Source organism: Micromonospora sp. WMMC241 (assembly GCF_027460165.1).
GTDB classification, from domain to species: domain Bacteria; phylum Actinomycetota; class Actinomycetes; order Mycobacteriales; family Micromonosporaceae; genus Micromonospora; species Micromonospora humi.
The window spans coordinates 3047524-3061397 of the sequence record NZ_JAPZBF010000001.1 but is presented as its reverse complement, the minus strand read 5'-3'; the positions used below and the strand labels follow the sequence as shown (position 1 = coordinate 3061397).

The following is a 13874-nucleotide window of genomic DNA, read 5'->3' as shown; positions in this document are numbered from 1 at the left end:
GGGTCCTCCTCAGCCGGCCCGACCGGCGGACACGGCGGCGGCCGGGGCGTCGTCGACGGGCGGGCCGGCCGGCACCGCCTCCAGGACGGACATCGACGACGTCGGGGTGATCCGGGTGAGCCGGAAGCCGGCGTCGGCGAGCAGCGCGCGGAACTCGTCAGCGGTGCGGGTGTGCCCGCCGAAGAGTGCCAGCGCCTTGACGTCCATCACCTTGCCGGTGTCGTCGTGGTTGCCGTAGCGGCTGACGGATTCCACGATGACCACCCGGCTGTCCGGCCGGACAGCGGCACGTACCGACCGCAGGATCGTGGCGGCCTGCTTGTCGGGCCAGTCGTGGATGATGGTCTTGAGCAGGTAGACGTCGGCGCCGTCGGGCAGCGGGTCGAAGAAGGAGCCGCCGCGGATCTCGGCCCGGTCCGCGACGCCGGCGCGGGCCAGCACGGCCGGCGCCTCGGCCACCACGTGCGGCAGGTCGACCAGGACCGCGCGCAGCCCTCGGTGGCGGGCGAGCAGCCCGGCGGCGAAGGTGCCGTGCCCGCTGCCCACGTCCACGAGGGTGGCGTCGTCGGCGAGGTCGAGCACGGGCAGCACGGTGCGCAGCACGAACGGGTTGACGCTCTCCGCCGAGCGTTCGAACCGGACGCACTCGTAGGGGTGGTCGGCGAAGTGGTCGTAGTAGCGGGCGCCGTCGTGGACGTGGCCGAAGGCGGTCTCGCCGGTGCGGATGCTGTGGGTCAGCCGCGCCCACGAGTAGATGTCGGGCGGCATGAGCGGGAAGCACTCCCGCACCGAGAAGGGGTGGTCGCTGCGCAGCGGCTCGGCGAGTGGGGTGAGCCCGAAGACCTCGGGCTCGGTCTCGGTGAAGATGCCGCGCCCGGCCAGGGCGCGCAGGCCCCGGGTCAGCGCGCCGGGGTCCGCGCCGACGCGCCGGGCCAGCTCGGCGACCGGCAGCGGGCCGTCGGTGAGCTGGTCGGCGACGGCGAGGTCGCACATGACCCGGATGGTGAACGGGACGATGTAGTCGGCCAGCTCGGTGAGCCGGGTGACCGAGGCGAGGTCGATGCGGGGCGTCACGGGCATGACGACACCGTATCGGGTCGGCCGTTGCCATACCAGATACGATGCGAGATGCTTGATACGTGCATCTGAATCTGTTCACCCAGTGCTCGCCGTCCCCGCAGTTCAAGGGCTTCTGGCGGCATCCCGCCGACCGCAGCGCCACCGGCTACCGCGACCTCGGCTACTGGGTGGACCTCGGCCGCAAGCTGGAGGCCGCCTGCCTGGACGCGCTCTTCTTCGCCGACGTGCACGGCGTCTACGACGTCTACCGGGGCGACTGGCGGGCGGCGGTACGGCACGCGGTGCAGATCCCCTCGATCGACCCGCTGCTGGTGTTGCCCGCCATCGCGGCCACCACCTCCCGCCTCGGGCTGGCCGTCACCTACTCGACCACCTACCACGCCCCGTACGAGTGCGCGCGCGTGTTCAGCTCGCTGGACCACCTCACCGGCGGCCGGGTCGCCTGGAACATCGTCACCTCGTACCTCCGCTCGGCCTCGGCGAACGGGCTGGGCGAGCACCTGGACCACGACGAGCGCTACGACCGGGCCGACGAGTACGTCGAGGTCGCCCGCCGGCTGTGGGAGGAGAGCTGGGACGACGGCGCGGTGGTGCGCGACGCCGCCGCGAACGTGTTCACCGACCCGGACCGGGTGCACCAGATCGACCACCGGGGTCCGTGGTTCGACGTGCGCGGGCCGCACCAGTGCGAGCCGTCGCCGCAGCGCACGCCGGTGCTCTACCAGGCCGGCGCGTCCGGTCGAGGGCTGACGTTCGCCGCCCGGCACGCCGAGGTGGTGTTCCTGACCATGGCCGAACCGGCCGACGGCGCCCCGCAGGTGGCGAAGCTGCGCTCGACGGTCGCCGCGCACGGGCGCGACCCGCGCTCGGTCAAGGCGTTGCAGGGCAGCATGGTGATGGTGGCACCGACCCGGCAGGAGGCCCGCCGCCGCGCCGAGGAGTACGTGGCGCTGTGGAGCGGGGAGGGCCAGCTGGCCAAGTGGTGCGGCTGGATGGACGTCGACCTGGGCGCGTACCCGGACGAGACGCCGGTGGGCGAGATCGCCGGGCAGGGCAGCCACAGCTTCCTCGGCTTCCTGCGCCGGCTCGGCCCGGAGCGCGACTGGACCGTCGGCGACGTGCGCTACCTGGTGGCGACCGCGCGGCGGCCGCGCACGAACGCGCCGGTCACCCTGTTCGGCACCGTGGAGCAGGTGGCCGACCGGATGGAGCAGTGGCTGGAAGTCGCCGACGTGGACGGCTTCAACCTGATCCCCTGCCCGACCACCCAGGGCATCGCCGACATCTGCGACCTGCTGGTGCCGGAGCTGCAGCGTCGCGGGCTGTTCCGCACCGCGTACGACCCGGCGGAGCGGACCCTGCGGGAGCGCTACTTCGGCGCCGGCGCGCCGGTGCCGCCCCGGGTGCCGCTGGCGCCCGTGCCGGGTTGAGGCGGTGCCGCTGGCGCCCGTGCCGGGTTGAGGCGGTCAGAACCCCGAGCCGGTCAGAACATCGTGGTGTCGACCGGCGCGCCGGCCAGCAACGCGCCGACCGTGGCGTAGCTGTCGCGGCCGTTGACGAAGTGCTGGGTGGCGGTGTTGATGTCGCGCAGCCGGCGTTGCAGCGGCGAGCCGTCGAACACCGTCGACGCACCGGCCAGCGCGTACGCCGCCTGCACGGCCTGGTGGGCGACGGCGGTGACCTGCGCGGCGGTGGCCCGCAGGCAGGCCCGGTCCAGCGGGCTGAGCACCTCGCCCCGGCGGGCGGTCTCCCAGGCGGTCTCGGCCTCGGCGTGCAGCAGCGCGCGGGCGGCGCGCAGCGCCACGTGGGCCTCGCCGAGACGGTCGTGGAAGACGGGGGAGTCGGCGAGCGAGCGGGTGCTGAACGTGCGCCGGCGGCCGGCGGCGGCCTGGGCGGCGGCGTCGCCCACCGCGCCCTGGGCGATGCCGAGGTCGACCGCGGCGATGAGCAGCCCGGCCTGGGCGATCCGGAACACCGTGCGGTGCACCTCGTCGCCGCCGCCGACCAGGCTGAAGCCGCGGTGCTCCGGGCAGGTCCGGGCGGCCGCCCGGACGTCCACGCTGGCGGTGCCGCGCAGGCCGAGCACCTGCCAGGTGTCGACCAGCTCCAGCTCGGCGGCGGGGAAGAGCACCATCCGGGTCAGCGGGGCGCCGTTGGGCAGCGTCTGCGGGGTGCGCCCGTCGAGCACGAGGCAGTTCAGGTAGATCCAGCTCGCCTGCGGCGCGCCGGTGACGAACGGCCACCGGCCGTTGACCTGCCAGCCGCCCGCGCCGTCCGGCGCGGCCCGGCCCTTGGGCGCGACCGCGCCGGCGCCGAGCACGTCCGGGCCGCTCGCGTAGATCTCCTGCCGGGCGGCCTCGGGGAAGCAGGCGAACAGCAGGTGCGCCAGCCCGACCTGACCGACCAGCCAGCCGGTGGACGAGTCGGCGACGGAGAGCTGCTCGACCACCCGCAACGCCTCGACCAGCGGCAGGTCGGCGCCGCCGTGCGCGGCGGGCACCAGCATGCGCAGGCAGCCGGCCGCGGCGAGGCCGGCGATGACGTCGTCCGGGATCCGGCCGGTGCGGTCGATCTCCGGCGCCCGTTCCGCCAGGTCGGGAAGCAGGCCGTCGACCCGGGGCAGCGTACTGGTCACGAACGCACTCTATCGGCTCACTCGTATCTTGTTTAGCCTTGTATCTGCTATCAATCTCAGATACATGTACTGAGGGAGGAGGTGACGGCTCGATGACCGCAGGCGCCACGTCGGGTTCCCCGTTGCTGAGCTGGCTGGAGCGCCCCCGCTCGGACCGGGGTGTGCACTTCGCCGCCGCCGGCGACGAGTGGGAGTTCCGCTCCTACGCCGAGCTGGCCGACCGTACCCGGGCCATCCTCGCCGGCCTCACCGCCGCCGGGGTCGGCCCGGGCGACGTGGTCTCCGTCGTCGAGCCGGCCGGGCCGGACTTCGTGGCCACGCTGTTCGCCGCGATGGCCGCCGGGGCGGCGCCGTCGCCGATCGCCCCGCCGCTGACCTTCGGCGACCGCGACGTCTACCGCGAGCACGTGCTCGGGCTGCTGCGTGCCGCAGCGCCCCGGGTGCTGGTCTGCGCGCCGCGGCTCACCGCGACGATCGGGCCGCTGGCCGCGGCCGCCGGCGTGGCCCGGGTGCTCAGCGCCGAGGAGCTGGTCTCCGTCGGTGGCGACGCCCGGGGCACGGTCGCCGAGCCCGGCCCGCTGGCCCTGCTCCAGTTCACCTCCGGCTCCAGCGGCCGCGCCCGCGGCGTACGTGTGCCGCACGCCGCGCTCGCCGCCAACGTCGCGGCGATCCGGAAGTGGCTGGCCATGACCCCCGACGACCCGACCGCCTCGTGGTTGCCGGTGCACCACGACATGGGCCTGATCGGCTGCCTGGTGACGCCGGTGGTCAACACCAGCGACCTGTGGCTGATGCCGTCCGAGGAGTTCGTCCGCGACCCCGCCCGCTACCTGCGCTGCTTCGGCCGGCACGGTGCGCGGCTGACCTCGATGCCGAACTTCGGGCTGGAGTACATCGCCCGGCGGGTGCGCCCGGCCGCGCTGGAGGGGATGGACTTCTCCGCCTGGCGGGCGGTGATCGTCGGCGCCGAGCGCATCGACGTCGACGCGCTGCGCCGCTTCTGCGACCTGCTCGCGCCGCACGGCTTCGACCCGCGGGCGCTGCTGCCCGCGTACGGCCTGGCCGAGGCCACCCTGGCGGTGACCGGGCTGCCGCTGGACGAGCTGTACACCGCCGTCGACCTGCGCCCGGACCGGCTGCGCCCGGGCACCCAGGTGGTGGCCGACCCCGACGAGCCCGCCGGCGACGGGCCGACGCAGCCGGTGGTGGGCTGCGGCCGGCCCCTGACCGGGGTGGCGGTGCGGATCCTGGACGCCGACGGCGCGCCGGTGCCCGACGGCGTGGTCGGCGAGATCGAGGTGCGCGGCCCGTCGGTCGCCCAGGGATACGTCACCGACGGCGAGTCGGCGTCGCAGACCGCGCTGGACGAGGGCGTGCTGCGCACCGCCGACGCCGGTTTCCTGCACGAGGGCCAACTGCACGTGCTCGGCCGCCTCGGCGACAGCATGAAGGTGCGCGGTCGGGCGGTCTTCGCCGAGGATCTCGAGTGGGCGGTCTGCCGCCCCGGGGTGCCGGCGCAGCGGATGGCCGCCCTGCTGGGGCACCGGGCCGGCGCGGCGACCGTGGTCGCCGTCTTCGAGCAGGCCCGCCCCGAGTGGCTGGCGCAGGCGTCGCAGGAGCTGCGCCGGCGGGCCGAGGGCGCGCAGGTGGTCATCGTGGACGCCCCGCGCGGCACCATCGCCCGCACCTCCAGCGGCAAGCCCCGGCGGCGCCAGATGTGGCAGGCGTTCGTCGACGACCGACTGCCCGGCACCGTGGTCACCCCGACCGCCGGGCAGCGGCAGCAGACCACCGAACACACGACGGCGTCCTGAGGGATGTCCGGACAGGAGGCGGCAATGACCGAGGCGACCAGGTCGACCCCGACCGAGGTGCGTACCGAGGAGGACGTCCGCGAGTCGGTGACGGCGATCGTCACCGAACTGGCACCGAACCCGGAGCAGATCGAGGGCGCCGGCGACTCGCGGCTGGTCGAGGATCTCGGCTTCCACTCGCTGGCGCTGCTGGAGCTGGCGTTCACGCTGGAGGACGAGTTCGAGCTGCCGCCGATCGACGAGACGACGGCCCGCAAGATCGTCACGATCGACGCGGTCGTCGAGCACGTCACCGGGATCCTGCGCGAGCGCGGCGAGATGGCCAGTTGACCATCCGCACCGGGCCCGCCCCGGGGCCGGCGGCGCCCGGTGCGCCGGCCGACGGGCCGCAGCGCCGTGCCCGGGCGTTGTCGCTGCGGCTGTTCCTGGCCATGTTGCACACCCAGGAGCTGCTCGCCGGCTACCTGGGCACCAAGCTGGGCCTCTACGAGGCGCTGCACCGTGGCCCGGCCGACCCGGCCGAGCTGAGCGCGCGTGCCGGGATCGCCCCCCGGTACGCGCGGGAGTGGCTGGAGCAGCAGGCGGTGGCCGGCTTCCTCGACGTGGACGACGTGACCGCGCCACCGGAGCGACGGGTCTACCGGCTGCCGGAGGGGCACGCCGAGGTGCTGCTCGCCTCGGACAGCCCGCTGTCGCTGGTGTCGCTGACCATGCTGCCGCTGGGCGGGGTGGCCGGGGCGCTGCCGGCGCTGCTGGAGGCGTACCGCACCGGGGCGGGCGTGCCGGACGAGGTGTTCGGCGACGACTGGCGCCACGGGCACTCCGGCGCCAACCGGGCGTTATTCACCCACGCGCTGCCCGGGTGGCTCGCCGCGTTCCTGCCGGAACTCCACGATCGGCTCACCGCCGGGCCGAGCCGGATCGCCGACGTCGGCTGCGGTGCCGGCTGGGCCGGTGTCGCGCTGGCCCGCGCGTACCCGCTCGCGCAGGTCGACGGCTTCGACCTGGACGCGGCGACGCTGGCCGCGGCGGCGGAGCACGCTGCGGCGGCCGGGGTGGCCGACCGGGTCCGCTTCCACCGCCGCGACGCGGCCGAGGCGGAGCCGGCCGGCGGCTACGACCTGGTCTGCGTCTTCGACGCGTTGCACGAGATGAGCCGGCCGGTGCCGGTGCTGCGGGCCTGCCGCCAGCTGCGCGGGCCGGGCGGCGCGGTGCTGGTGCTCGACGCCAAGGTGGCACACCGGTTCGTCGCGCCCGGCGACGAGGTGGAACGGTTCCAGTACGCCACCAGCGTGCTGCACTGCCTGCCGGCCGGTCTGGCCGGGCCGGACTCGTCGGCCACCGGGACCGCGCTGCGCCCGGCCCAGGTGCGGCGGTTCGCCACCGACGCCGGCTTCGCCGACATGCAGATCGTGCCGGTGGACGACCGCTTCCACCGGCTCTACCACCTCACCGGCTGAGCGCCGCGGGGCCGCCGGACGCGCCGGCGGCCCCGCGGCTCAGGCCGTCAGCTCCGCGGCGAGCGCCCGCTTGTCCACCTTGCCCACCCCGGTGTACGGCAGCGCCGCGCGCACCTGGAGCCGGTCCGGCAGCTTGTAGCCAGCCAGGCCGCGTCCGGTGAGGAACTCCCGCAGCTCGGCCAGCGTCGGCGGGCCGTCGTGCGGCACCACCACCGCGCAGGTCTTCTCGCCGAGCACCCGGTCGGGCACCGGGAGCACCGCCACCTCGCGCACGCCCGGGTGGGCGAGCAGGTGTTCCTCCACCTCGCCGGCCGGGACCTTCTCCCCGCCCCGGTTCACCACCTCCTTGATCCGGCCGACCACGACCAGTTCGCCGGTCGGGGTCCACCGGACCAGGTCGCCGGTGCGCAGCAGGCCGTCCGGGGTGAACGCGTGGGCGTTGTAGTCGGCGGCCCGGTAGTAGCCGCGCAGCGTGGTGGGTCCGCCGACGACCAGCTCGCCCACCTCGCCGGCGGGGACCGGCTCGCCGGTGTCGTCGACCACCCGGAACTCGTCGGCGGCCGACAGCGGCCGGCCCTGGGTGTGCGCGGCGCGCTCCGGCGGGTCGTCGGGCCGGGTGCAGGCGATCGGCCCCTCGGCCATGCCGAAGAAGTGGGTCAGCCGGATGCCCAGCTCGGCCACCGCCCGGTCGGCCACCTCGGGGCTCAGGTTGGCGCCGCCCACCTCGACCACCAGGCCGGAGAGATCGGCGCCCAGCACGGGCGCGAGGTCGGTCCAGAGCGGCAGGAACGCCGGCATCAGGGTGGTCAGGGTGACCCGCTCCCGGGTGATGAGCCGGAACGCCTCGTCGGGGCTGGGGCTGCCGGCCAGCACCGCGGTGCCGCCGGCGCGCAACGCGCCGAGCACGCCCGGGCAGCCCAGCGCCGCGTTGTGCGCGGCCGGCAGCGCCGCCAGGTAGACGCCGTCGGCGCCGAAACCCATCGCCGCCGCGGTGGCCCGCAACTGGTACGCGTAGTCGTCGTGGGTGCGTGGGATCAGCTTCGGCACGCCCGTCGAGCCGCCGGAGAGCAGGAAGAACGCCACGTCGCCCGGGTCCGGGCGGGGCAGCGGCACCGGGTCGGCGTCCACCTGCGCCAGCGCGGTGAACTCGCCGGGGTCGCCGACGACGAACACCTCCCGCAGCGACGGCGTCTCGGCGCGCACGTCGGCGGCCAGCTTGCGCAGGTCGAAGCCCTGGGTCTGGTCGACGGTCAGGTAGGCCACCGCCTCGGTGTGCGCGCACAGGTGGCCGATCTCGGCGCGCCGGTGCGCGGGCAGCGCCAGCACCGGCAGCGCGCCGAGGCGGAACAGCGCCAGGCACACCACCACGAACTCGACCGAGTTCGGCAGTTGGACGACCACCCGGTCGTGCCGGCCGATGCCGCGCTCGCGCAGGCCGGCGGCGAGCCGGTCGGCGCGGCGGTCCAGCTCGCCGTAGCCGACCCGCTGCTCGCCGGCGACCAGCGCGGTCCGCTGCGGATCGGAGCGGGCCAGGTCCCGGCCCAGGTCGCCGAGCACCTCGCCGCGCCAGTAGCCCTCGGCGCGGTAGCGCGCGGCGAGGTCGTCGGGCCAGCCCACACAACCGTCGAGCATCGAAGCCTCCCGGGACGACGGTGACAGCGATCCCTCCACAAGCTAGTGTGCACATACACGAGATACAAGACACGCGATAGGGGAGGCGGTTGATGCTGGTGGCCCGGCCCCGCGCCGATCTCGGTGCCCTCACCCGGCTCACCGAACTGGCCGACTACATCGTGCCGTTCACCGTGCGCGTCGTCGCCGACCTCGGCGTCGCCGACCAGCTCGCCGACGGGCCGCGCCCGGTGGGGGAGCTGGCCGAGGCCACCGGGGCGCACGCACCGTCGCTGCTGCGGGCGCTGCGCGCGCTGGCCGGCAAGGGCATCTTCACCGAGGTCGAACCCGAGGTGTTCGGCCTCACCCCGCTCGCCGAACCACTGCGCACCGACCACCCGCTGTCGCTGCGCGACGCCTACCCGCTGCTCGCCGCCGACGTGCGCGCCTGGGCCGGGCTCGGCCGCTGCCTGCGTACCGGCGAGGCCGCCTTCCCACGCGTGCACGGCACCGACTACTGGTCGCACCTGGAACGGCACCCCGCCGACAGCCTGGCCGTGGACCGGTGGATGTCCAGCCTGACCAAGCTGCACCTGCGTACCGTCCTGCCGGCCTGGCCGTGGGACCGGGCGCGCGAGGTGGTCGACGTCGGCGGCGGCGACGGCGCGTTCCTCGCCGGGCTGCTGACTCGCTACCGGCAGCTGCGCGGCGTCCTGCTCGACCTGCCGCACGTGGTCGCCGCCGCACCGGCGCTGCTGGAGCGCGCGGCGGTGACCGGCCGCTGCCGGATCGTGCCCGGCAGCTTCTTCGACCCGGTTCCGGCCGGCGCCGACCTCTACGTGCTCAAGACGATCCTGCCCGGCTGGGACGACGCCCAGGCCACCGCGATCCTGCGCCGCATCGCCGAGGCGATGCGGCCGGAGAGCCGGCTGCTGCTGCTGGAGGCGATCATCCCGGCCGGCGACGCGTTCGACGTGGCGAAGCTCGTCGACGTGCACACCCTGGTCCTCACCGCAGGCCGGCACCGCACCCAGGCGGAACTGGTCGGTCTGCTCTCCGACGCCGGCCTGCGGCTCGACCGCGTCGTCGGCACCCCCACGCTCACCGTGATCGCCGCCGGTCCCGCCGGGGCGCGGCCGACCACCCCCTAGGAGGTAATCGATGGCCCCGAGCCGACCCCGGATCGACATCGAGTCGGTGTTCCGACTGACCGAACTGGCCGACTACATCGTGCCGTTCACCGTGCGCGCCGTCGCCGACCTCGGCATCGCCGACCAGCTCGCCGACGGCCCCCGCCCGGTCGACGACCTCGCCGAAGCCACCGGCGCGCACGCGCCCTCACTCCTGCGGGCGCTGCGCGCGCTGGCCGGCAAGGGCATCTTCACCGAGGTCGAACCCGAGGTGTTCGGCCTCACCCCACTCGCCGAACCACTGCGCACCGACCACCCGCTGTCGCTGCGCGACGCCTACCCGCTGCTGGAACCCGACATCGAGGCGTGGGCGCACTTCGACCACAGCATCCGCACCGGCAAGGCCGCCTTCGACGAGGTGCACCCGGAGGGCTACTGGTCCTACATGGCCGCGCACCCGCGCGACAGTGCCCGCTTCGACGCCTCCCAACAGGCCGCCACCCGGCTGGAGCTACGCGCCGCGCTGCCCGCGTACCCGTGGGGTGAGCTGGCCACCATGGTCGACGTCGGCGGCGGCAACGGCGCCTTCCTCGGCGGCATCATGGCCCGCTTCCCGAACCTGCGCGGCACCCTGTTCGACCTGCCCCACGTGGTCGCCGAGGCCGAGCCGGTGCTGCAGAAGCTCGACGTCGCCCAGCGCTGCACGGTCACCGGCGGCAGCTTCTTCGAGACGGTCCCGGCCGGCGCGGACGCCTACATGCTCAAGCGCATCCTCTACGGCTGGGACGACGACAACGCGGTGCGGCTGCTCAGCGCGGTGCGCGCGGCGATGCGGCCGGACAGCCGGCTGCTGGTGCTGGAGCCGGTGGTCGAGCCCGGCGACCGCTTCGACGTCGGCCGCCTCTACGACCTGCTGCTGCTGGCCATGGTCGGCGGCGGCGCCCGCTCCCGCGAGCACATCGAACGGCTGCTGGACGTCGCCGGCCTGCGGCTGGCCCGCAGCCTGCCGACCATGATGTTCCCCATCCTCGAGATCGTGCCGAAGACGGAGGCGTGAGCGATGCGACTGGTCGTGGACTACTCCCGCTGTGAGAGCAACGCCGTGTGCGTGGGGCAGGCTCCCGAGGTGTTCGACGTCGGTGAGGACGACCTGCTGCACGTCACCGAGCAGCCGCTGGAGGGCTCTCTGGGCAGGCGGGTGCGCGAGGCCGCCCGCCGCTGCCCGAAGCAGGCCCTCTCCGTCGTCGACGACTGAGACGACGGCGTGCGGTCGCCGCCCCGTCGGGCCCGGTCGGACAACTCCTGCGCGACGCCGCGGTGAGCTTCGGATTCCGGCCGGGCCCGGATCCGGCTCGCTCGCCTGGACGGCGCGGTGGGTCGGGGGCAGCTCGTAGCCGAACCTGCCCGCCAGGGCGTGCACGTCGAGAAGATCCTTCGGGGCCGGATCGTAGGCGGTCTTGAAACGGAACATCCACTCCGGTGCGATGCAGTGCACATCGAGTCCGCCGAGAGTGGCGCGTCCGGTCAACGACTCCGCCGGGTACGCGATCCCGTAGACGTGCCGCCCCTGCTCGTCGTACTCGAACACGTGCACGTCGACGTCGCGCCCCCGGGCGTCACCGAGCACGAAGTTCCACGCCGACTCGCCGGCCCTCGGCCGGTGTGCGTAACCTCGCCCACCGAACCAGCCGCGCAGAGCCCCCTCATCCGCACGACTCACGGCGACGTCGAGATCTGCGTGCTCGCGCAGCTCGCGCCCGACAAGGGCGTCCACGCACCAGCCGCCATCGACCCACACGGTGATCCCGTCGGCGGCGAGGCCACCGACGATCTCGGTCACGTCCCGCACGGTCATCCTCGGCACGGCGCCACGGTATCGGCACCCCTCGCCACCGGCGGGTCAGGCGGTCGCGGCCCGGATCGCCGACCAGACCCGCTCCGCGGTCAGCGGCATGTCGACGTGCCGCACACCCAGGTGGCGTACGGCGTCGACCACCGCGTTCTGCACCGCCGGCGGCAGCCCCACCGCGCCCGACTCGCCCAGGCCCTTGGCGCCCAGCGGGTTCACCGTCGTCGGCGTCTGCATCGCCACCGTGTCGAACGAGGGCAGCTCGGCCGCACCGACCATCGTGTAGCGGTGCAGGTCGCCGTGCAGCGGCGTGCCGTCGGGGGCGAAGCGGACCTCCTCCACGAGCGCCTGCCCGGCACCCTGCGCCAGCCCGCCGTGCACCTGCCCCTCGGCCAGCAACGGGTTGAGCAGCACCCCCGCGTCGTCGACCGCCACCACCCGCAGCAGGGTCACCCGGCCGGTCTCCACGTCCACCTCGACCACCGCCAGGTGCGCCCCGTACGGGCAGGTGGCGGCCGACGGCTGGAACGTCGCCTCGGCGTGCAGGCCGTCGCCGCCGGCCAGGTCGGCCCAGCCGACATCGCTGCCGGACGCGGCCCGGAACCGGCCGTCGGCGAACTCGACCGCGTCGGCGGGTACGCCCAGCCGAGCGCCGGCCGCGTCCCGGCCCCGCTCGACGAGCGCCAGCGCCGCCTCCCGGACCGCCATCCCGCCGGTCTGCAACGAGCGGGACCCGCCGGTGCCGCCGCCGGCCGGGATCGTGCCGGTGTCGGAGAACAGCACGTCGATCCGGTCCACCGGCACGCCGAGCACGTCGGCGGCGAGCATCGCCCAGGCGGTGCCGTGCCCCTGACCGTGCGGGCAGGTGCCGGAGCGGACCGTCACCCGGCCGTCCTCCTCGAGGCGCGCCGAGGCGTACTCGCTGCGGGTGTCCGCGCCGGTGAGCTCGACGAACGTGGACAGGCCGACGCCGAGCCGGCACACGTCGCCGCGGGCGCGGCGGGCCGACTGCTCGGCGCGCAGCGCCGGATAGTCGGCCTCGGCGAGCACCCGCTCCAGCGCGGCCGGGTAGTCACCGTTGTCGTAGCGGGCGCGGGTGACGGTGGTGACCGGGAAGCTCTCCGGCGGCAGCAGGTTGCGCCGGCGCACCTCGGCCGGGTCCAGGCCGATCTCCGCGGCGTACAGGTCGATCATGCGTTCCAGCGCGGCCACCGCCTCGGGCTGCCCGGCACCCCGGTAGGACACCACCGGCGTGGTGGTCGTGGTGACGCTGGCCGAGGAGAACCGGGCCCGGTCGATCCGGTACGGGCCGGTCAGCATGGTCCGGGTCCAGAACGGCAGGATCGACCCGATGCGCGGATAAGCGCCGGCGTCCTGCACCACGTCCAGCGCGTACGACACGATCCGCCCGTCGCGGGTGCCGCCCAGTTCGGCGCTCTGCCGCTGGGCCCGCCCGTGCCCGGCGGCGACCATGCTCTCGCTGCGGGTCTCCGCCCAGCGCACCGGCCGGTCCAGTCGCCGGGCCGCCCAGGCCAGCAGCACGTCCTCGCGGCCGGCGAACGCCTTGGAGCCGAACGCGCCGCCGACGTCGCCGTTGACCACCCGGACGCGGTCCTCCGGTTCGCCCAGCGCCGCCGCCATCTGCGCCCGCCACAGGTGCACCGCCTGGCTGCCGGCCCGGTAGCGCAGCCCGTCCGGCCCCCACTCGGCCTGCCCGGCCCGCGCCTCCAGCGGACAGGGCGCGACGCGCTGGTTGGTCATCCGTTGCCGGATCACCACCTCGGCGCCCTCGTGCAGCTCGGCCCGGCCGGCCGGGCGGCGGAAACCGAGCTTGAGCACCATGTTGGTGCCGGCGTCGGGGTGCAGCACCAGCGCGTCGGTGAGCGCCTCGTCCGGGTCGACAAGCGGCGGCAGCGGGTCCACGTCGACGGCGACGAGCGCGGCGGCGTCGACCGCCTCGGCCCGGCCGGTCGCCACCACCGCGGCGACCGGTTCACCGACGAACCGGACCACGCCGTCGGCCAGCAGCGGCGTGGTCATCTTCTGGTTGAGCACCCCGGCCTCGGGTGGTAGCGGCGGCAGGTCCACGTCGGCGGCGGTGAACACGGCGACCACGCCGGGCGCCCGCCGGGCGGCCGAGGTGTCGACGCCGCGCAGCCGGCCGTGCGCCACGGTGGAGCGGACGAACACCAGGTCCAGGCTGCCGGGCACGACGACGTCGTCGACGTACGTGCCGCCGGTGGTGAGCAGGACACGGTCCTCGGTACGCCGGACCGGGCGGCCGATCACTGACAT

The 13874-nt window shown here is 74.9% G+C and carries 11 protein-coding genes and 1 pseudogene; 7 read left to right on the top strand and 5 right to left on the bottom strand.

Annotated elements, in window-relative coordinates; translation table 11 throughout:
• Positions 1-9 precede the first annotated feature (9 nt).
• A complete protein-coding gene (locus O7598_RS14290; RefSeq protein WP_269691831.1) occupies positions 10-1080 on the bottom strand; it encodes a methyltransferase in 1071 nt (356 codons plus the stop codon).
• 59 nt (positions 1081-1139) lie between these two features.
• On the opposite strand from O7598_RS14290, the gene O7598_RS14285 reads away from it, so the two are divergent.
• Entirely contained in the window at positions 1140-2510 is a 1371-nt protein-coding gene (locus O7598_RS14285) for an LLM class flavin-dependent oxidoreductase (RefSeq protein ID WP_269691830.1), read from the top strand.
• Positions 2511-2563: 53 nt separating this feature from the next.
• On the opposite strand, the gene O7598_RS14280 is transcribed toward O7598_RS14285, so the two are convergent.
• A complete protein-coding gene (locus O7598_RS14280) occupies positions 2564-3715 on the bottom strand; it encodes an acyl-CoA dehydrogenase family protein (RefSeq protein ID WP_269691829.1) in 1152 nt (383 codons plus the stop codon).
• Positions 3716-3807: 92 nt separating this feature from the next.
• Between O7598_RS14280 and O7598_RS14275 the strand changes: the two genes are divergently transcribed.
• The 3 genes from O7598_RS14275 to O7598_RS14265 are packed head-to-tail and all read left to right on the top strand — an operon-like array spanning position 3808 to position 6989.
• Positions 3808-5529 carry an AMP-binding protein gene (locus O7598_RS14275; RefSeq protein ID WP_269691828.1) on the top strand — a complete coding sequence of 574 codons (1722 nt, stop codon included), beginning with the start codon at positions 3808-3810 and terminating at the stop codon, positions 5527-5529.
• A gap of 24 nt (positions 5530-5553) precedes the next feature.
• Complete coding sequence (locus O7598_RS14270; RefSeq protein WP_091057136.1) at positions 5554-5859, top strand: acyl carrier protein; 306 nt, start codon at positions 5554-5556, stop codon at positions 5857-5859.
• The gene (locus O7598_RS14265) at positions 5856-6989 is read left to right on the top strand and encodes a class I SAM-dependent methyltransferase (RefSeq protein WP_269691827.1); all 1134 of its coding nucleotides are present in this window, start codon (positions 5856-5858) and stop codon (positions 6987-6989) included. Before O7598_RS14270 ends, O7598_RS14265 begins: the two co-directional genes overlap by 4 nt.
• A gap of 39 nt (positions 6990-7028) precedes the next feature.
• Here O7598_RS14265 and O7598_RS14260 read toward each other — a convergent pair whose 3' ends face one another.
• Positions 7029-8621, bottom strand: coding sequence for a (2,3-dihydroxybenzoyl)adenylate synthase (locus O7598_RS14260; RefSeq protein ID WP_269691826.1), 1593 nt, complete (start codon positions 8619-8621; stop codon positions 7029-7031).
• 92 nt (positions 8622-8713) lie between these two features.
• Between O7598_RS14260 and O7598_RS14255 the strand changes: the two genes are divergently transcribed.
• From O7598_RS14255 to O7598_RS14245, 3 genes are read left to right on the top strand one after another with little or no spacing between them, the layout of a single operon-like run.
• Positions 8714-9751, top strand: a complete 1038-nt coding sequence (locus O7598_RS14255) for a methyltransferase (RefSeq protein ID WP_269691825.1) — start codon at positions 8714-8716, stop codon at positions 9749-9751.
• 10 nt (positions 9752-9761) lie between these two features.
• Positions 9762-10787, top strand: a complete 1026-nt coding sequence (locus O7598_RS14250; protein ID WP_269691824.1) for a methyltransferase — start codon at positions 9762-9764, stop codon at positions 10785-10787.
• 3 nt (positions 10788-10790) lie between these two features.
• Positions 10791-10985 (top strand): ferredoxin, encoded by a 195-nt coding sequence (locus O7598_RS14245; protein ID WP_181568405.1) that lies wholly within the window; start codon positions 10791-10793, stop codon positions 10983-10985.
• Positions 10986-11153: 168 nt separating this feature from the next.
• On the opposite strand, the pseudogene O7598_RS31450 reads toward O7598_RS14245, so the two are convergent.
• Both O7598_RS31450 and O7598_RS14240 read right to left on the bottom strand, forming a co-directional pair.
• Positions 11154-11585: pseudogene (locus O7598_RS31450) on the bottom strand (nucleotidyltransferase domain-containing protein); the annotation flags it as partial.
• A gap of 45 nt (positions 11586-11630) precedes the next feature.
• On the bottom strand, positions 11631-13874 hold the full coding sequence (locus O7598_RS14240; RefSeq protein ID WP_269691823.1) for a xanthine dehydrogenase family protein molybdopterin-binding subunit: 2244 nt from the start codon (positions 13872-13874) through the stop codon (positions 11631-11633).